This is a genomic window from Ramlibacter sp. (genome assembly GCF_035554825.1).
In the GTDB taxonomy this organism is placed as follows: Bacteria; Pseudomonadota; Gammaproteobacteria; order Burkholderiales; family Burkholderiaceae_C; genus Ramlibacter.
On the sequence record NZ_DATMHS010000116.1, the window covers coordinates 1 to 18,272 of the forward strand.

The 18,272-nt window shown below is 71.9% G+C and carries 18 protein-coding genes; 8 read left to right on the top strand and 10 right to left on the bottom strand.

The genetic code is table 11. The annotated features are described in order from the left end of the window. Positions 1-73 precede the first annotated feature (73 nt). Both VNT59_RS14420 and VNT59_RS14425 read right to left on the bottom strand, forming a co-directional pair. Positions 74-277 (bottom strand): hypothetical protein, encoded by a 204-nt coding sequence (locus tag VNT59_RS14420; protein ID WP_325499234.1) that lies wholly within the window; start codon positions 275-277, stop codon positions 74-76. 18 nt (positions 278-295) lie between these two features. After that, positions 296-880, bottom strand: coding sequence for a GNAT family protein (locus VNT59_RS14425; protein WP_325499236.1), 585 nt, complete (start codon positions 878-880; stop codon positions 296-298). A 169-nt stretch (positions 881-1,049) separates the two neighbouring features. On the opposite strand from VNT59_RS14425, the gene VNT59_RS14430 reads away from it, so the two are divergent. Then, on the top strand, positions 1,050-1,487 hold the full coding sequence (locus tag VNT59_RS14430; protein ID WP_325499238.1) for a hypothetical protein: 438 nt from the start codon (positions 1,050-1,052) through the stop codon (positions 1,485-1,487). 83 nt (positions 1,488-1,570) lie between these two features. On the opposite strand, the gene VNT59_RS14435 is transcribed toward VNT59_RS14430, so the two are convergent. The 3 genes from VNT59_RS14435 to VNT59_RS14445 all read right to left on the bottom strand — a co-directional run bounded on the left by VNT59_RS14435 (position 1,571) and on the right by VNT59_RS14445 (position 5,059). Further along, positions 1,571-2,884 (bottom strand): glycerate kinase, encoded by a 1,314-nt coding sequence (locus VNT59_RS14435; protein ID WP_325499240.1) that lies wholly within the window; start codon positions 2,882-2,884, stop codon positions 1,571-1,573. Between the two features lie 96 nt (positions 2,885-2,980). Further along, on the bottom strand, positions 2,981-3,937 hold the full coding sequence (locus VNT59_RS14440; RefSeq protein ID WP_325499241.1) for a tripartite tricarboxylate transporter substrate binding protein: 957 nt from the start codon (positions 3,935-3,937) through the stop codon (positions 2,981-2,983). 33 nt (positions 3,938-3,970) lie between these two features. Continuing rightward, positions 3,971-5,059, bottom strand: coding sequence for a tartrate dehydrogenase (locus VNT59_RS14445; RefSeq protein WP_325499243.1), 1,089 nt, complete (start codon positions 5,057-5,059; stop codon positions 3,971-3,973). 96 nt (positions 5,060-5,155) lie between these two features. Here VNT59_RS14445 and VNT59_RS14450 point away from each other — a divergent pair, with 96 nt between their 5' ends. From VNT59_RS14450 to VNT59_RS14460, 3 genes are all read left to right on the top strand, one after another. Continuing rightward, positions 5,156-6,091, top strand: a complete 936-nt coding sequence (locus tag VNT59_RS14450; protein WP_325499245.1) for a LysR family transcriptional regulator — start codon at positions 5,156-5,158, stop codon at positions 6,089-6,091. 149 nt (positions 6,092-6,240) lie between these two features. Continuing rightward, positions 6,241-6,744 (top strand): hypothetical protein, encoded by a 504-nt coding sequence (locus VNT59_RS14455; RefSeq protein WP_325499247.1) that lies wholly within the window; start codon positions 6,241-6,243, stop codon positions 6,742-6,744. Between the two features lie 66 nt (positions 6,745-6,810). Beyond that, complete coding sequence (locus VNT59_RS14460; protein ID WP_325499249.1) at positions 6,811-7,521, top strand: Crp/Fnr family transcriptional regulator; 711 nt, start codon at positions 6,811-6,813, stop codon at positions 7,519-7,521. A 27-nt stretch (positions 7,522-7,548) separates the two neighbouring features. Here the strand turns inward: VNT59_RS14460 and VNT59_RS14465 are convergent, their stop codons facing one another. From VNT59_RS14465 to xdhC, 4 genes are all read right to left on the bottom strand, one after another. Then, positions 7,549-9,300, bottom strand: coding sequence for a thiamine pyrophosphate-binding protein (locus VNT59_RS14465; protein WP_325499251.1), 1,752 nt, complete (start codon positions 9,298-9,300; stop codon positions 7,549-7,551). Positions 9,301-9,323: 23 nt separating this feature from the next. After that, a complete protein-coding gene (locus VNT59_RS14470) occupies positions 9,324-11,003 on the bottom strand; it encodes an AMP-binding protein (protein WP_325499253.1) in 1,680 nt (559 codons plus the stop codon). A 98-nt stretch (positions 11,004-11,101) separates the two neighbouring features. After that, positions 11,102-12,289, bottom strand: a complete 1,188-nt coding sequence (locus VNT59_RS14475; RefSeq protein ID WP_325499255.1) for a urate hydroxylase PuuD — start codon at positions 12,287-12,289, stop codon at positions 11,102-11,104. Positions 12,290-12,319: 30 nt separating this feature from the next. Then, positions 12,320-13,117, bottom strand: coding sequence for a xanthine dehydrogenase accessory protein XdhC (gene xdhC, locus VNT59_RS14480; RefSeq protein WP_325499257.1), 798 nt, complete (start codon positions 13,115-13,117; stop codon positions 12,320-12,322). A 126-nt stretch (positions 13,118-13,243) separates the two neighbouring features. Here xdhC and VNT59_RS14485 point away from each other — a divergent pair, with 126 nt between their 5' ends. Beyond that, positions 13,244-13,753, top strand: a complete 510-nt coding sequence (locus tag VNT59_RS14485; protein ID WP_325499259.1) for a hypothetical protein — start codon at positions 13,244-13,246, stop codon at positions 13,751-13,753. Between the two features lie 13 nt (positions 13,754-13,766). On the opposite strand, the gene uraH is transcribed toward VNT59_RS14485, so the two are convergent. Next, positions 13,767-14,120: a hydroxyisourate hydrolase gene (gene uraH / locus VNT59_RS14490; RefSeq protein WP_325499261.1), complete on the bottom strand. Its 354-nt coding sequence runs from the start codon at positions 14,118-14,120 to the stop codon at positions 13,767-13,769. A gap of 76 nt (positions 14,121-14,196) precedes the next feature. On the opposite strand from uraH, the gene puuE reads away from it, so the two are divergent. The 3 genes from puuE to VNT59_RS14505 are packed head-to-tail and all read left to right on the top strand — an operon-like array spanning position 14,197 to position 18,148. Next, entirely contained in the window at positions 14,197-15,141 is a 945-nt protein-coding gene (puuE, locus tag VNT59_RS14495; protein ID WP_325499263.1) for an allantoinase PuuE, read from the top strand. Positions 15,142-15,143: 2 nt separating this feature from the next. Further along, complete coding sequence (gene uraD, locus VNT59_RS14500) at positions 15,144-16,928, top strand: 2-oxo-4-hydroxy-4-carboxy-5-ureidoimidazoline decarboxylase (protein WP_325499265.1); 1,785 nt, start codon at positions 15,144-15,146, stop codon at positions 16,926-16,928. Continuing rightward, positions 16,925-18,148: a M20 family metallopeptidase gene (locus tag VNT59_RS14505; protein ID WP_325499267.1), complete on the top strand. Its 1,224-nt coding sequence runs from the start codon at positions 16,925-16,927 to the stop codon at positions 18,146-18,148. Before uraD ends, VNT59_RS14505 begins: the two co-directional genes overlap by 4 nt. Positions 18,149-18,272: the final 124 nt, after the last annotated feature.

Below are 18,272 nucleotides of genomic sequence, written 5' to 3' on the forward strand. Positions count from 1 at the left end.
GCGAGGCGGCCGCCGGATCGGCGCAGGCCGGCTCCTGACGCTTGGAGCGCGCGGGCGCGGCTGCTCGACGCGCTCAGCCGCCGGGGCGGCGACCGCCGAGCAGGCGCGCCGGCAACATCAGCAGCGCCTTCAAGAACGCAAACAGCGCCTCGAACGTCACCCCCAGCAAGCGCAACGGCAGCGACAGCACCCAGGCGAACGGCCAGAGCACCAACGCCAGCAGGGCCACCGGCCAGCACAGCACGAACAGCAGGCACCAGAGCAGGAACGCGGGCACGGGACGTGCGGCGTGAAGTCAGCGCGGGCGGGCCGGCGTCGCCGGGGCCATGGCCGCGGGCCACTCTCTCGCGAGCAGCCCGTAGATGTTGACGCCGTAGGTCCGGCCCTTGGCGACCCAGCGGTCGCGCAGAAAGCCCTCGCCGGTGAAGCCCAGCTTGCGCAGCAGCGCGTTGGATGCCACGTTGCCCGGGTCGACCTCGGCTTCCACCCGGCGGATGCCAAGCTGCAGGAAGGCATGCGACAAGGCGGCGCCCACGGCTTCCGCCGCGTAGCCGTTTCGCCAGTGCTGCCGTCCCAGGGCGTAGCCGAGTTCGACGCGCGAGCTGCCCTGGTCGAACTTGAAAAGCAGCAGGGTTCCGATGACCTTGCGGTCCTCGTTGCGGACGATGACCAGCTGCCGCGCCGTGCCGCCGCCGACCAGCTGGTTCATGCGGTCGAGCCAGGCGGCCGCATCGCGCTCCGACTGCCAGGCGGCATAGGGCAGGAACTCGGTGACATGGGGATCGCCATTGACTTCCATGAGGTCGGCCAGGTCCGCGGCCGCGACCGCCCGCAACGTGAGCCTCGGGGTCTGAACGGGGGGAATCGGCGCCAGGGTCATGCACCGGCATTATGGGCAGGTCAGCCGGGTGAGCGGCGGCCGGTGCCGCCGACCGCGCCGGGGCAGGACCTTTGCCCTGCCAGTTCGGGAGCTTTTCGCCCCCGGCTCCCATTGCCAGCCGCCACGCATAACCCTAACGTTCCCATCTTCCGGCAACCTGGGCCCCGCAATGAACACCAAGCGCTTCATGTCAGCCGATGATGGCTCCCAGGTCATCGAGTACGCCCTGCTCATCAGCGTGGTCTCGATCGCCCTGACCACGTCGCTGCTGCGGACGGACCCGGGCTTGTGCGAGGTCCGCCGGCAGGTCGTTACCTTGCTGGCCTCCCAGGCGGCTTCGGCCTGCCCCACCCGCGCCGGCGGCGGCAGCGCAAACGGGGGCGGCACCGGGGGCTCCGGCGGCGGCGGCGCGGGCGCTGGTGGCGGCCCCGGCGGCGGCGGCGGCGGCGGCGCGGGCGGTGGTGGCGGCCCCGGCGGCGGCGGCGCGGGCGGGGGCGGCAGCAGCTCCGGCGGCGGCGGCGGTCCGACCGGCGGGGGCGCCGGCGGCGGCGGCGGCGCCGGCGGGGGCACCGGTGGTGGTGGTGGCGGCGGTGGCGGACGCAAGTGATGCGCCGCGGGCGGGGCCGCTTGATCCGGGCCCGGAGGCATCGGTCGGAGCGCCGGCATGGGCGCGGCCACCGTTGCCGCTGATCACAGCACCAGCAGGGCCCGGAAGTCGTTCACGTTGGTGTGGGTCGGCCCGGTGACCACCAGATCGCCCAGCGCGCCGAAGTAGCCGTAGGCGTCGTTGCGCTCCAGGAACGAATCGATCTTCATGCCTTGCGCCTGCGCGCGCCCCAGCGTGTCGGGCCCGACGAAGGCCCCGGCGTTGTCTTCCACGCCGTCGATGCCGTCGGTGTCGGCGGCCAGGGCGAACACGCCGGGCTGCCCCTGCAGCGCCTGCGCCAGCCCCAGGCAGAACTCGCCGGCCCGGCCGCCGCGGCCGCGCGGCGCGCCGGCGGCCGGCGGTCTGACCGCAACGGTCGTCTCGCCGCCCGACAGGATCACGCAGGGGCGCGCGAACGGCTGGCTGCGCCGGGCGACCGCGCGAGCGAGCGCCGCGTGCACCTTGCCGACCTCGCGCGATTCGCCTTCCATCTCGTCGCTGAGGATGTGGGCCTCGATCCCGGCCGCGCGCGCCGCCTGGGCCGCCGCCTCCAGCGACTGCTGCGGCGTCGCGATCAGGTGCACTTCATGGCCGGCGAAACGCTCGTCGCCCGGTTTCGGCGTCTCCAGCGCACCCTGCTCCAGCAGGCTCATGATCGCCCCGGGCACCTGGATGCCGTAGCGCTGCAGGATGGCCACCGCATCGGCGCAGGAGCTGGCATCGGGCACCGTGGGGCCGCTGGCGATGACCGACGGATCGTCGCCCGGCACGTCGCTGATCGCCAGCGTGACGACGCGCGCCGGGCTGCAGGCCGCGGCCAGCCGGCCGCCCTTGATGCGCGAGAGATGCTTGCGCACGCAGTTCATCTCGACGATGGTGGCGCCCGAGTTCAGCAGCTCCCGGTTGATGCGCTGCTTGTCTTCCAGCGCCAGGCCTTCGGCTGGCAAGGTCAGGAGCGCGGAGCCGCCGCCGGAGATCAGGCACAGCACCAGGTCGGCGGACGTGAGGCCCTGCGCCAGCGCCAGGATGCGCTGGGCGGCGGCGAGCCCGGCCGCGTCCGGCACCGGATGCGCAGCTTCCACGATCTCGATGCGCTGCGCCACGCCGGCCGGGCGCGGCGGCAGGTGGTGGTAGCGCGTGACGACCAGTCCTTCCAGCGGCGCATTCGCCGGCCAGAGCGCCTCCAGCGCATGCGCCATGGATCCGCCGGCCTTGCCGGCGCCGAGCACGATCGTGCGCCCGGCGGGCGGGGCGGGCAGGAACGGGCCCAGGGTGTGCAGCGGCATGGCGCGCCGCACCGCCGCTCGATACAGGTGTTCGAGGAAGCGGCGGGGGTCGGCGGCAGGATGGAGCGGCATCGCGAAGCTACGGGGAGATTGTGACGGCAGCGACCGGAACGCCAACGGCCAGCGGGCGCTGGCCGTTGCCTCGGGGGGCGAGCGAGCGCCGGCCCGCTATTTCTTGCCGAGGTCCAGCCGCTTGGCGCTCTCGATGTAGAGCTTCTGCTTTTCCTGCATGAAGGGGTCCATCTTGTCGACGCCCACGTTCACCAGCTCGAAACCGGACTTGGCGGCCAGCTCCTTCATTTCGGGGTCCTTGTTGAGCTGGGCCCACAGGTCCGACATCTTCTTGCGCGCTTCCGGCGGCGTGCCCTTGGGCATGCCGATGCCGCGGTAGGCGCCGTCCACCCAGTCCACGCCCAGTTCCCTGAAGGTCGGAACGTCAGGCATCAGCGGATGGCGCTTGTCCATCGCCACGGCCAGCGGGCGCACCCGGCCCTTGTTGGCGATCGCGAACGGGGTGTAGGTCATCGCCCCGTCGACCTGCGCGCCGAGCACGGCCGTGGACATGTCGCCGGTGCCCTTGTACGGGATGTACGTCGTCTGGATGCCGAAGGCGGCGTTCAGGCGCTCGTGCGCTGCATGGTTGGCGGAATTGCGGCCCGACCCGCCGAGGCTCAGCTTGCCGGGCGACGCCTTGGCCATCTTCACGAAATCGGCGAACGACTTGATCGGGCTCTGCTCGGGCACCACCAGGATGTCGGGCGTGTAGTGGAACCAGTACACCGGCGTGATGTCGGCGGTCTTGTACTGCACCTGGCCCTCCAGCGGCTGGAACACGATGTGCGGCAGGTTGATGCCCACCACGTTCAGGCCGTCGCCCGGCAGGTTGTTCATCTGGCCCCACATCAGCCCGCCGCCGGCGCCGGCCTTGTACTGGATGATGGTGTCGATGGCCGGGCACTTCTTCTTCAGCACCACCTGCTGGTGCCGCGCCGACAGGTCGGACTCGCCGCCGGGCGGGAAGGCCTGCCAGTACAGGACGTTCTTCTCCGGGCAGGCCTGCGCCATGACGGCCGGGGCGGCCGCGAGGCACAGGAGGCCAACCAACTTGCTGATGCTGAATTTCATGCTGCTTCCTTGGTCGAAAAAGACGGCGCCCGCTCAGGCGGCGCGCTTCCAGTCATTCTGGGCGAGCCGCGCGCACACCGCATCGGTGACTTCCTGGGTGGTGGCGCGGCCGCCGAGGTCGCGCGTGTGCAGCGCGGGATCGGCAGTGACGGCCTCGATCGCCCGCATCAGCCGCGCCGCCGCCTCGTTCTCGCCGAGGTGCTCCAGCAGCATCACGCAGCTCCAGAACGTGCCCACCGGGTTGGCCAGGCCCTTGCCCATGATGTCGAAGGCCGAGCCGTGGATCGGCTCGAACATCGAGGGATAGCGGCGCTGCGGGTCGATGTTGCCGGTGGGCGCGATGCCCAGGCTGCCGGCCAGCGCCGCCGCCAGATCGCTCAGGATGTCGGCGTGCAGGTTGGTCGCGACGATGGTGTCGAGCGAAGCGGGCCGGTTCACCATGCGCGCGGTGCAGGCGTCCACCAGTTCCTTGTCCCAGCTGACGTCGGGAAACTCCTTCGCAACCTCGGCGGCGATCTCGTCCCACATCACCATCGCATGGCGCTGCGCGTTCGACTTGGTGACCACCGTCAGCAGCTTGCGCGGGCGCGACTGCGCCAGGCCGAAGGCGTAGCGCATGATCCGCTCGACGCCGGCCCGGGTCATCATGCTGACGTCGGTCGCCACCTCGATCGGATGGCCCTGGTGGGCCCGGCCGCCGACGCCGGCGTATTCGCCTTCGGAGTTCTCGCGCACGATCACCCAGTCCAGGTCCTTGGGCGCGCAGCGCTTGAGCGGCGCGTCGATCCCCGGCAGGATGCGGGTCGGCCGCACGTTGGCGTACTGGTCGAAGCCCTGGCAGATCTTCAGGCGCAGGCCCCACAGGGTGATGTGGTCGGGAATGTGCGGATCGCCGGCGGAGCCGAACAGGATCGCGTCCATCGGGCGCAGCGCGACCAGGCCGTCGGCCGGCATCATCTCGCCGTGCTCGCGGTACCAGTCGCCGCCCCAGCCGAAGGTGCTGAACTCGAACCGGAACTGGCGCTGGCCTTCGGCCAGGGTCTCCAGCACGGCCTGGCCGGCCGGAATCACTTCCTTGCCGATGCCGTCGCCCGGGATGCATGCGATGCGGTAGCTTTTCATTGGGAATTCCTTGAAGCGGATGCTGGCGCCAATCTACGCCGGTGCGGCGCAAAGAAGGCACGTTAAAGTGATGTCATTGTTTCCTGGCGTTCAACAATGACAGCGTCGGCTTCCGCCCCCTCCGAAATGGCCTTCTTCAGCCTGCTGGCCCGCTGCGGCGGCTTTTCGGCGGCCGCCCGCGAGCTCGACCTGTCCACCGCCGCCGTCAGCAAGCGCCTCGCCCAGATGGAGGCGCGGCTGGGGGTGCGGCTGCTGGCGCGCACCACCCGGCGCGTGAGCCTGACCCCGGAAGGCGAGCTGTACCTGGCGCAGGCGCGCCGCATCCTGGCCGAGATCGACGACATGGAGCGGATGGTGGCCAGCTCGCTGGCCGCGCCGCGCGGGCTGCTGCGCGTCAACACCACGCTCGGGTTCGGGCGCAGCCACATCGGCCCGCTGGTGTCGCAGTTCGCCAAGCAGCACCCCGAGGTGCAGGTGCAGCTGCAGCTGACGGTCGATCCGCCGCCGCTCACCGAGGACGCGTTCGACGTCTGCGTTCATTTCGGCGAACCGCCGGACGCCCGCGTGATCGCCAGGCTGATCGCGCCGAACCGCCGGCTGCTGTGCGCCTCGCCGGCCTACCTGGCGCGGCACGGCACGCCGAAGTCGCCGCACGACCTGACGCAGCACAGCTGCATCGGCATCCGCCAGGGCGACCAGGCCTACGGCGTGTGGCGGCTCGCGTCGGGCAAGCGCACCGAGACGGTCAAGGTGCGCGGCGCCCTGAGCACCAACGACGGCGAGATGGCGGTCGCCTGGGCGCTGGCCGGCCACGGCATCGTGATGCGCGCCGAATGGGACGTCGCGCGCTACCTGCGCAGCGGCCGCCTGCGGCAGGTGCTGGAGCAGTGGCAGACGCCGCCAGCCGACATCTACGCGGTCTATCCGCAGCGCCACCAGACGTCGGCCCGGGTCGGCGCCTTCGTCGAAGCCCTGGCCGCGCACTTCGGCAAGTCGTCCACCCGCGCCGCCGGCCTGGTCGGCGGCTGGTAGCCGCGCGTCGCGCCGGCCCTCGGCCGCGCCATCCCTTTTCTTGATATTTGCGAAGGCCGGGGCAGGCGGCGCGAACGTGCCGCCGGGCGGGCGCTCTCATCGGCAGGCCGGGCGGCGGTCGCCCGCCCGCAACACCGATGGAGATCCTGATGAACGCACACAGACTGCATGCCCTGGCCGCTGCCGCCGCCTTGGCCGCCGCTTGCGCCATGACCGGCACCCCCGCCCTGGCGGCGGGCGGCCACGCCCACGACGGCCACGGCAGCGCGCCGGCCAAGCTGGCGCTGGACCACGGCAAGAAGTGGAGCACCGACGACACCCTGCGCAGCGGCATGGACCGCATCCGCGGGCTGGTGGAACCGCAGCTGTCGGCCGCCCATGCCGACAAGCTGTCGCCGGCGGACTATGCAAGCGTGGCCGCCAAGGTGGAAAATGAAGTCGCCGGCATCGTCGCCAACTGCAAGCTGGAGCCCAAGGCCGACGCCATGCTGCACCTGGTGATCGGCAACATCGGCGCGGGCACCGAAGCGATGGCCGGCAAGGACAGGAAGGCGACGCCGACGCAGGGCCTGGTCAAGGTGGCTGCGGCGGTCAACAGCTATGGACGTTATTTCGAGCATCCGGGCTTCCGCCCCATCGCGCTCGGCCACTGAACCCAAGGCGGCCGCCGCCGCCATACCGCGCGGCGTCCGGCCGGCGCGGGCGCGGGATTGAAGCCGATGGCGCGGCCGGCCATCGCGCCCCAGGTGTTCCTGGCCGCGCTGCCCCTGTTCAAGTCGCTGAACGCGGCGACCATCGCGCGGCTGGCCGCCGCCACCACGCGGCGTTCGCTGCGCCGGGGCGAGCGCGTGTTCGCGCAGGGCGAACTGCTCACCGGGATGTACATCGTGGTCTACGGCGAGATCCGGCTGGTGGCGCGCAGTCCGAGCCGCGAGCGGCTGACCAGCGTGGTCCGCCCGGGCCAGAGTTTCGGCGAGCCGATCATGTTCCTGGAGCGGCCGGCCGTGGTCAACGCCGAGGCGGCCACCGACGCGCTGGTGCTGCACGTGCCCAAGCAAGCGGTGTTCGAGGAGATCGAGCGCAACCCGCTGTTCGCGCGCCGCATGATCGCCGGCCTGAGCCAGCGGATCGAGGCGATGGTGCACGAGGCCGACCGGCGCGCGATGGGCAGCGGCCGCGAGCGCCTGATCGATTACCTGGTGCGCAACGCCGCCGCCCAGGGCGGCGCGGCGCTGGTGCAACTGCCGGCGCCGAAAGCCGCGGTCGCCTCGCACCTGCATCTCACGCCGGAACACTTCTCGCGCATCCTGCACGAGCTGGCCGACGAGGGCCTGCTCGAGGTGCGGGGCCGGCGCATCGAAGTGCGCGACGTGCAGCGGCTGGCGGCCAGTGCGGGCGGCAGGCGCGAGGCGGCCGGCAAGCCGGCGTAGCCGGTCGGCGCGGCCGCGCGGCGCCGCTCACATCGACAGCGACCCTTCCCGGAACGCCGTCCTGTCGAGCCAGACGTTCACCAGCACCGGCCGGCCCTGCCGGGCGAGTTCGCGCGCGCGGTCCAGCGCCGGCGCAAGCTCGGCCATCGTCCTGACCACGATCCCCTGGGCACCGAACCCGGCCACCACCTCGTGGTAGTCGGTGCGCGCGAGCACCGTGCCGACGTCGTCGCGCAGCATCTTGACCTGCTCGCGCGCGATCTGGGTCCAGCCGGCGTCGTTGCCGACCACCGCGATCACCGGGATGCCGTGCCGCACGAAGGTATCGAACTCGGCCAGTCCCCAGCCCAGCGCGCCATCGCCGAAGACGACCCAGACTTCCGATTTCGGACGGGCGATCGACGCGCCCAGCGCGAAGCCCGCGCCGACGCCCAGCGTGCCGAACGCGCCGGGATCGAGCCAGCCGAGCGGCTGGCGCGGATGCAGCACATAGGAGGCCGTCGCCACGAAGTCGCCGCCGTCGGCGACGAACACGGCATTGTCGGCGGCAGCCTGCTCCAGCGCGCGGAACAACGCCACCGGGTTGACGTGCTCGCCGGCCACGGCGGCCTGCGCGTCGATGTCGCGCTCGCGCGCCGCGTCGCGCTCGCGCAGCTGCCTCAGCCACCCCTCGCGCGGTGCGCCGGCGCCCGGCAGCGCCTGCGCCAGGTCCTGCAGGAACAGACCGGCGTCGCCCAGCGCCAGCACGTCCGGCTTGCGGTTGAGCCGCGCGTCGCGGGCGCTGCGGTTGGCGGCGATCAGCGTGGCGCCGCGGCGCACGTGCCGGCCGTAATCGAGCCGGAAGTCGCACGGCAGGCCGGCCAGCAGCACGCAGTCGGACTCGCGCAGCGCCTCGCGCCGCTGGTGGCGCAGCTGCAGCGGATGGTCGCGCCCGAGCAGGCCGCGTGCCATGCCGGAGAGGTAGACCGGGATGCCCAGCGCCTGCACGGCCTGCGCCACCGCCGCCGCCTGCGTGGCGATCACCACGGCCTGGCTGCCGATCACCAGCAGCGGTCGGCTGGCGGCGGCCAGCGCCGACTGCGCCGCCGCCAGCGGCTTGCCGGCGGCCCGCGGCGCGCTCACCTTCAGCACGCGGTGCGTCACGGGCTTGCCGCTGCCCGCGAACATCCTGCGCACATGGCGGTCGAGGTACAGGCGCAGCATGCGCTCGGCCACGCCGGCGCCCCTGCCGGCCGCGTCGGCGTACCACTGGCGGATCGAGGCCTCGTCGTACAGCAGGTCCACCGGGCATTCGATGAACACCGGCCCGGGCACGTCCGAGCGCGAGACGGCGAAGGCCGCTTCCACCGCGGGTCCGAGCTCGCGCACCGAGGCCACCTTGCGAAAGAGCTTGACGTGCGGCTCGACCAGCAGCCGCTGGTCGATGTCCTGCAGCGCGCCGCGCCCTTGCAGCGCCGTGGGCGCCGCGCCGCCCAGCAGGACCACCGGCGACTGCGCCAGCTGTGCGTTCTTCAGCGCCGTGATCGTGTTGGCGATGCCGGGGCCGGCCGTGACCGCCGCCACGCCCGGCGTGCCGGTCAGGCGCGCCGTCGCGTCGGCGGCGAACACCGCCGTCGCCTCGTCGCGCACGTCGACGATGCGGATGCCGCGGGCCTTGGCGCCGGCCAGGATCGGCGAGATGTGGCCGCCGCACAGCGTGAACACGGCGCGCACCCCATGCACCCGCAACGCCTCGGCGATACGGTCGCCGCCGTGGCGCGCGAGGGTCGGAACGGTCATCGGGAGATCGGTCATCGTTGCTTTCAGGCCCAGTGCACGGTGGCGCCGGTGGCGTACCAGTTGTCGACGGCATGCGCCACCGCCGATTCGATGCGGCCGCGCCGGATCTTCATCGTCGGGGTGAGGAAGCCATTCTCGATCGACCATGGCTCATCGGCCACGACGATCATCCGCAGCCGCTCGTGCGAGGCGAGCTCGCGGTTCACGTCCTGCCGCAGCCGCTCGAGCTCCGACTGCACCTGCGCGCGCACCGTCGGGTCCTGCAGCCGCGGCCGCAGCGGCTCGGCCAGCACCACCATCGCGTAGGCGCCGGCCTGGCCGACGCCGGAGACCAGCGACAGCTCGACCATCGGGTGCAGGTTGAGCCTGTTCTCGATCGGCGCCGGCGCCACGTATTCGCCCTTGGCCGTCTTGAAGATCTCCTTCACGCGGCCGGTCACCTTGAGCAGCCCGTCCGCATCGCGCTCGCCCATGTCGCCGGTGTGGAAGAAGCCGTCCGCCGTGAACGCCTGGGCATTGAGGTCGGGCCGCTTGTAATAGCCGGCGAACTGGCCCGGCGACTTGACCAGGATCTCGCCGTCCGCGGCCAGGCGCACCTGCACGCCCGGCAGCGGCACGCCGACGAACCCGGGCGCCTGGCGCTCCTTGGTGGAACTGTGGGAGTAGGCAAAGTCCTCGCTCATGCCGTAGCCCTCGAACAGGTTCAGGCCCAGCTTGCGGTACCACGTGATCAGTTCGGCGGGAATGGGCGCGGAGCCGCTGGCCGCGTGCCGCACCGCGTCCAGTCCCAGCCCCTTGAGCACCTTGCGCGCCACCAACCTGCCGACCACCGGCAGCCGCAGCAGCCGGTCCAGCTTCTGCGGCGGCATCCTGGCGAACACGCCCTGCTGGAACTTGAGCCACAGCCGCGGCACGGAGATGAAGGTGGTCGGCCGCGCCCGCCGCAGGTCGGCCAGGAAGGTGTCCGGCGATTCGGCGAAGAAGATGCGGCCCGCGCCGTCGTACAGCGACGCGCACTCGATCCAGGCGCGCTCGAAGCTGTGGGCCAGCGGCAGGTAGGACAGCACCCGGGTCTGCCGGTCGTCGCCGTACCGGGACTTCAGGTAATCGACCATGCCGGCGCTGGCGGCGCCGACGGCGCGGAACGCGAGCATCACGCCCTTGGGCTGGCCGGTCGAGCCGGAGGTGTAGATCAGCATGGCGAGGTCGTCGGCAGCGCGCTGCGGCCGTCCCGGCAGCGGCTCGGTGCGCGCCACGATGTCGTCCCACCGGTCGAACGGCGTCACCGGCGCCAGCGGAAAGGCGATGCACGGCAGCTGGCGCGGCACGCCGGCCGCCTGCTGCTCCCAGGCATCGAGCTTGCCGACGAACAGCAGGCTCGCCTCGCTGTGCTCCAGCACGTAGCGCACGGTCTCGGCGGTTTCGGTCGGGAAGATGGCCACGGTGGTGCCGCCGGCCATCCAGATGGCCAGCTCGGCCATGAAGAAGTGCGCGCAGTTCTTGGTCAGCATGGCGACCCGCGCGCCCGGCGCCAGCCCGCGCTCGCGCAGGTGGCGGGCCATGCGGCGGGCCTGGTCCATCATCTGGGCCCAGGTGTAATCGACCACCCGGCCACCGCCCACCGGCTGGGTGAGGAACACCTGCGGCGCGCGCTGCGCCTCGTTGTCGTAGATCGCGTCGAGCATCGATCGGCCGCTGGTCATCTCGTGCCTCCTGGTGGCGCCGGGCGGGGTCCCGGCGAGAGCGTAGGCAGCGGCGCCGCCCGCGTCCATGGTGGATTCCCGGCCGCGACGCGCCGGCGTCAGGGCACCGACGCGCCGCCGCGGAACCACTGGCCGATCAGGGCCCGCTCGCTTTCGGTGATGCCGGTGGCGTTGTTCATCGGCATCGCCCGCGCGACCACCGCCTGCTGGTAGATCTGCTGCGCATGCTGTTTCACGAGCGCCGGCGAGTCGAGCCGGACGTTCTTCATCTGCAGCTGCGGGCCGTGGCACAGGTAGCAGCGCTGCGCCAGCACCGGCTGCAGCTGGGCGTAGCCGACCGGGCCGCCGGCGCCGACCGCCGCGGCGGGCGCCGGCCGCAGCCAGAACGCCACGCCGGCGATGAGGGCGACCCCGGCCAGCGCGTAGGGCAGCGGATGGCGGTTGCGTCCCAGCTTCCAGCCATGGCGCAGGACGAAGAACTGGCGAATCGCCGCGCCGGCGAACATCATCAGGATCAGCACCAGCCAGTTCCTGGGATGGCCCCAGGTGAAGCTGTAGTGGTTGCTCAGCATCGCGAACACCACCGGCAGCGTGAAGTAGGTGTTGTGCACGCTGCGCTGCTTGCCGCGCACGCCGTGGATCGGATCGGGCGGCTGGCCGGCCTTGATCGCCGCCACCACCTTCCGCTGGCCGGGAATGATCCAGAACAGCACGTTGGCGCTCATCGCCGTGGCCATCGTCGCGCCCACCAGCACGAAGGCGGCGCGGCCCGCGAACCAGTGGCAGGCCAGCCACGAGGCGGCGCACACCAGCAGCGCGACCAGCGCGCCGACGATGCCGTCGCGCTGGCCGAAGCAGCGGCAGATGCCGTCGTACAGCAGCCAGAACACGGCCAGGAACGACACCGCGAGCGCGCCGGCCGCGGCCGGCGACCAGTCCATCACCGAGCGGTCGACCAGGTAGGTGCCGGCGCTCCAGAGGTACGACGCCGCGAACAGGGCGAAGCCGGTGAGCCAGGTGGAATAGCTTTCCCAGAAGAACCAGTGCAGGTGCGGCGGCAATTGCGGCGGCGCCACGGCGTACTTGACCGGGTGGTAGAAGCCGCCGCCGTGCACCGCCCAGAGCTCGCCGGTCGCGCCCTGCCGCCGCAGGTCCGGGTCCACCGGCGGCGTCAGGCTGGAATCGAGAAAGACGAAATAGAACGAGGAGCCGATCCAGGCGATGGCGACGATCACGTGGGCCCACCGCAGCAGCAGGTTGGCCCAGTCCAGCAAATAAGCTTCCATGGGCCGGGAGTGTGCCGTGCGCCGGCGCGTTCAGGGGCGGCGGCGCTGCAGCAACTGGGCCGCCACGCTGGCCCCGATCACGGCCGGCTCCTTGCCGGCGATGCCCGGCAGCCCGATCGGGCAGGTCACCTGCGCCAGTTCGGCGGCGCCGAACCCGCGCTGCTCCAGGCGATGGCGGAACGTGGCCCACTTGGTCTTGCTGCCGATCAGGCCGATGAACGCGAGGTCGCCCAGCGCACGCTGGCGGACCAGGCAGGCGGCGACGACGTCCAGGTCCTCCGCGTGGCTGAAACTCATGATCACGACGCTGGTGCCGGCGGCGAGCTGCGGCACCGCGGCCTGCACCGGATCCGAATGTTCGCAGCGCACGTTGGCCGGCAGCTCCGGCGGGAAGATCTCGTCGCGGCTGTCGATCCAGGCGAGCGCGAACGGCAGCGGCGCCAGCGCCTGCACCAGCGCGCTGCCGACGTGGCCGCCGCCGAACAGCGCCACGGGCGCGAGCCGCGGCGCCAGCCGCTGCCGCAGCGCCGCCGCGTCGGCGGCCCCGACCCGCTCGAACTGCAGCCGCACCACGCCGCCGCAGCATTGCCCCAGGCTCGGGCCGAGGGCGAACCGCTGCTCGGTCGCGCCGGCGGCCGGTCCGGCCAGACGGCGGCGCGCCTCGGCGATGGCCATGTGCTCCAGGCGGCCGCCGCCGATGGTGCCGGCGACATCGCCGGCGAACACCGCCATCCAGGCGCCGGGGTCGCGCGGCACCGAGCCCTGCGCGGCCACCACGGTGACCAGCACGGCGTCTTCCCGAGCCAGGCGCGACATGAAAGCATCCATCGCCGCGATTGTGCTTCGCGTCGAAAAGCAACAAAGTTCAAGCTCGAGTAACGCCCGTCGGCAGAATTCGTGCTTTCGCGTTCAATAGCCGAGCTCGACAGCGCGCGCAGGCGCCAGGAAGTACCCATGAAACACCGTTCGATTTCCCGCGGCGCCCTGGTGGCGGCCAGCTGCATCGCCGCCTGGCTGGCCGGTTGCTCCTCGCCCAAGGCGCCGCCCGCCCCGCCCCCCGCCGCCGAAGCCGGGGTGCCCGGTCCCGCGCCCGCGGCGCCGGCCGCCGCCGCGACCGGGCGCCGCTCGGACGCCTCGACTGCGCGGGCCTACCGCGCCGATGCCGCCCAGCACCTGTACGGCCTGAACCGCGAGCGCATCTACAAGGGCCGGCTGCCGCCGCTGCTGTATGCGGTGGGCGTGCTGCAGGTGGAGGTCGACGGCCGCGGCAACGTGCGCGACCTGCACTGGATGCGCGCGCCAAGGCACGCCCCCGAGGTGATCGCCGAGATCGAGCGGACGGTGCGCGCCGCCGCGCCGTTCCCGGCCCCCGCGCGCATGGGCAAGGTGGTCTACACCGACACCTGGCTGTGGCACAAGAGCGGCCGCTTCCAGCTCGACACCCTGACCGAAGGTCAGGACTGAAGCGCCCGGCGGCTCACGAGCCGCGATAGGTGCTGTAGCTCCAGGGACTCACCAGCAGCGGCACGTGGTAGTGCTGCGCCGGGTCCGCCACGCCGAAATCGACGCTGACGCGCTCGAGGAAGTTCGGCTCCGGCAGGGCCACGCCGCGCTGCCTGAAATAGCCCGCGACGTCGAACACCAGCCGGTACCGGCCCGGCCTCAGGTCGGCGGTCTCGAGCAGCGGCCCGCCCGGGTTGCGGCCGTCCCGGTTCAGCTCGATCCGCTTGACGAGCGCGGGCTGCGGGCCGTCGGCGGTATACAGCTCGACGGCCATGCCGGCGGCGGGGCAGCCGTGCATCGTGTCGAGAACATGGGTGCTCAGGCCCATCGTCTTCCTTCGTCTGTTCGCCGGCAGTGTAGGCGAGCCGATCGCCGGCGGGAATTGCCATACCATTCCCGCTCCCATGACGACCGCCGCCGACGCCCCCGACCCTTCCTATCCGCGCGACCTCGCGGGTTACGGCCGCACGCCGCCGCAGGCGATGTGGCCGGGTGCTGCCCGCGTCGCCGTGCAGTTCGTGCTGAACTACGAGGAAGGCGGCGAGAACTCGGTGCTGCACGGCGATCCCGGCTCCGAACAATTCCTCTCCGAGATGTTCAACCCGCCGGCGTTTGCCGCGCGCCACCTGACCATGGAGAGCATCTACGAGTACGGCTCGCGGGTGGGCGTGTGGCGCATCCTGCGCGAGTTCGAGCGCCGCGGGCTGCCGCTCACGGTGTTCGCCGTCGGCATGGCCCTGCAGCGCCACCCGGAGGTGGCCGCGGCATTGGGCGAGCTGGGGCACGAGATCGCCTGCCACGGCTGGCGCTGGATTTCGTACCAGCAAGTCGACGAGGCCACCGAGCGCGAGCACATGCGCCTGGGCATGGCGGCGATCGAGCGCCTGACCGGCGAGCGGCCGCTGGGCTGGTACACCGGACGCGACAGCCCCAACACCCGGCGCCTGGTCGCCGACTACGGCGGCTTCGAGTACGACAGCGACTCGTACGCCGACGACCTGCCGTTCTGGACCCGCGTGCGCAAGACCGACGGCAGCGTCGTGCCGCACCTGGTGGTGCCGTACACGCTGGACGCCAACGACATGCGCTTCGCGCTGCCGCAGGGGTTCTCGAACGCCGAGGACTGCTTCGTCTATCTGCGCGACAGCTTCGACGCGCTCTATGCCGAAGGCGCCGAGACGCCGCGCATGCTGAGCATCGGCATGCACTGCCGCCTGCTCGGGCGGCCGGGCCGCATCGTCGCGCTGCAGCGCTTCCTCGACCACGTGCAGCGCCATGACCGCGTCTGGATCTGCCGCCGCATCGACATCGCACGCCACTGGCGGCGCACCCACCCATTCGAAGGCTGACCATGCCGCTGACACTGGAACAACTCAATGCCGCCGGCGGCGCGCAAGCCGCGCAGCTGCTGGACGGCCTCTATGAACATTCGCCCTGGGTGGCCGAGGCCGCGCTCGCGCACCGGCCGTTCCGCTCCCTGCCGCACCTGAAGTGCGTGATGGCGCACATCGTCGACGAGGCGGGGCGCGACGCCCAGATCGCGCTGCTGTGCGCCCACCCCGAACTGGCCGGCCAGGCGATGGCCGACCGGCGCCTGACGGCCGAATCGGCCGGCGAGCAGCACCAGGCCGGCCTGGCCGCCTGCGCGCCGGACGCGCATGCCCGCATCCAGCAGCTCAACGCGGACTACCGCGCCAAGTTCGGCTTCCCGTTCGTGCTGGCGGTCCGCGGCCCGCGCGGCCTCGGGCTGTCGCGGTCCGAGATCATCGCCACCTTCGAACGGCGCCTGGCCAACCCCTGCGACGTCGAGCTGGCGGAGGGGCTGCGCAACGTGCACCGCATCGTCGAGCTGCGCCTGAACGACAAGTTCGGCGTGCAGCCGGCGCTCGGCAACCTGGTGTGGGATGCGCTGGAAGACCTGGCGCAGCACAGCGATCCGGGTTTTCGCGAGCAGGGCCAGCTCACCGTGACGTATCTGACCGACGCGCACCGGGAGGTGGCGGCCAGGATCGCCCAGCACATGCGCGAGGGCGGCTTCGACGAAGTGGGCATGGACGCCGTCGGCAACGTGGTCGGCGTCTACCGGGCCGCGCCCGGGACCGCGAACGCCAAGCGCCTGCTCACCGGCAGCCACTACGACACGGTGCGCAACGGCGGCAAGTACGACGGCCGGCTCGGCATCTTCGCGCCGATCGCCTGCGTGCGCGAGTTGTCCGGCCAGGGCCGGCGGCTGCCGTACGACATCGAAGTGGTCGCCTTCGCCGAGGAGGAAGGGCAGCGCTACCACGCGACCTTCCTCGGCTCCGGCGCGCTGATCGGCAGCTTCGACCCGGCGTGGCTGGAGCAGCAGGACGCCGACGGCGTGACCATGCGCGAGGCGATGCAGCGCGCCGGCCTGCCGGGCACGATCGAGGCCATCGCCGGATTGAAACGCGACCCGCAGCGGTACCTGGGCTTCGTCGAAGTGCACGTCGAGCAGGGACCGGTCCTGACCGAACGCCATCTGCCGCTGGGCGTCGTGACCTCGATCAACGGTGGCGTGCGGCTGCGCTGCGAGATCACCGGCATGGCCAGCCACGCCGGCACCACCCCGATGGACCGGCGCCGCGACGCGGCGATGGCCTTCGCCGAACTCGCACTCTACGTCGAGCGGCGCGCCGCGCGCGACGGCGACTCGGTCGGCACCATCGGCACGCTGCAGGTGCCGGGCGGATCGATCAACGTCGTGCCGGGACGCTGCGTCTTCACGCTGGACCTGCGCGCGCCCAACGATCCGCAGCGCGACGCGATGGTCGCGGACGTGCTGGCCGAACTGGCCGCCGTCTGCGAGCGGCGCGGCGTGCGCTACACGCTGGAGCAGACGATGCAGGTGGCCGCCGCGCCGAGCGCGCCGCACTGGCAGGCCCTGTGGGAACAGGCGGTGGCGGCGCTGGGCGTGCCGGTCTTTCGCATGCCCAGCGGCGCCGGCCACGACGCCATGAAGCTGCACCACGTGATGCCGCAGGCAATGCTGTTCGTGCGCGGCCAGAACCTGGGCATCAGCCACAACCCGCTGGAGAGCACCACCAGCGACGACATCCAGCTCGCCGTCGAGGCCTGCCTGCGGCTGCTGGACCAGCTCGCCGCCCAGGCATGAGCGCCTACCAGCGGATCGACGCCTGGGTCGACGCGCACTTCGACGAGGAAGTGCGCTTCCTGCAGGCGCTGGTGCGGGTGCCGACCGACACGCCGCCCGGCAACAACGCGCCCCATGCGCAACGCACGGCCGAACTGCTGCGGCCGTTCGGTTTCGAGGCCGAGCAGCATCCGGTGCCGGCGCAGGAAGTGCGGGCCGCGGGAATGGAGTCCGTCACCAACCTGATCGTGCGGCGCCGCTACGGCGCGGGCCGCACCATCGCGCTCAACGCCCACGGCGACGTCGTGCCGCCGGGCGACGGCTGGACCCACGACCCCTATGGCGGCGAAATCGTCGAGGGACGGCTCTACGGCCGGGCCGCCGCGGTGAGCAAGAGCGATTTCGCCAGCTATACCTTCGCCGTGCGCGCGCTGGAAGCGCTGGCCGCGCCGCTGCATGGCGGGGTCGAGCTGCACTTCACCTACGACGAGGAATTCGGCGGCGAACTGGGCCCGGGCTGGCTGCTGCGGCACGGGCTGACCAAGCCCGACCTGCTGATCGCGGCCGGTTTCAGCTACCAGGTGATCACGGCGCACAACGGCTGCCTGCAGCTCGAAGTGACCGTGCACGGGAAGATGGCGCACGCGGCCATTCCGGAGAGCGGCGTCGATGCGCTGCAGGCCGCGGTCGAGATCCTGCGGGCGCTCTACGCCTGCAACCAGCGCTACCGCCAGGTGACCTCGCAGGTGCCCGGCATCTCGCACCCGTACCTGAACGTCGGGCGCATCGAAGGCGGCACCAACACCAACGTGGTGCCCGGCCAGGTGACGTTCAAGCTCGATCGCCGGATGATCCCCGAGGAAGACCCGGCGCAGGTCGAGGCGCAGGTGCGCCAGGAGATCGAGCGCGCCGCGGCGGCCATGCCCGGCATCTCGGTGGCGATCCGCCGGATGCTGCTGGCCCATTCGATGCAGCCGCTGGCCGGCAGCCAGCCGCTGGTGGCGGCGATCCGCAAGCATGGCCGCGCCGTCTTCGGCGAGGACATCCCCGCCATGGGCACGCCCTTGTACACGGACGTGCGGCTCTATGCCCGGGCCGGCGTGCCGGGCGTGATCTACGGCGCCGGCCCGCGCTCGGTGCTGGAGTCGCATGCCAAGCAGGCCGACGAGCGGATCGACCTGGAAGACCTGCGCCGCGCCACCAAGGTGGTGGCGCGCACGCTGTACGACCTGCTGGCCTGACCGGCGCCCTTGGTGATCGCGGGCCCGAGCCCGCGGGCCGGTGGCGGCGCCAGATCGTTGACGCCTCAAGTTTCCGCATAATAGGGCCCTCATCCGTCGCGCCGCCCTTGTCCCGGGGCCGGCA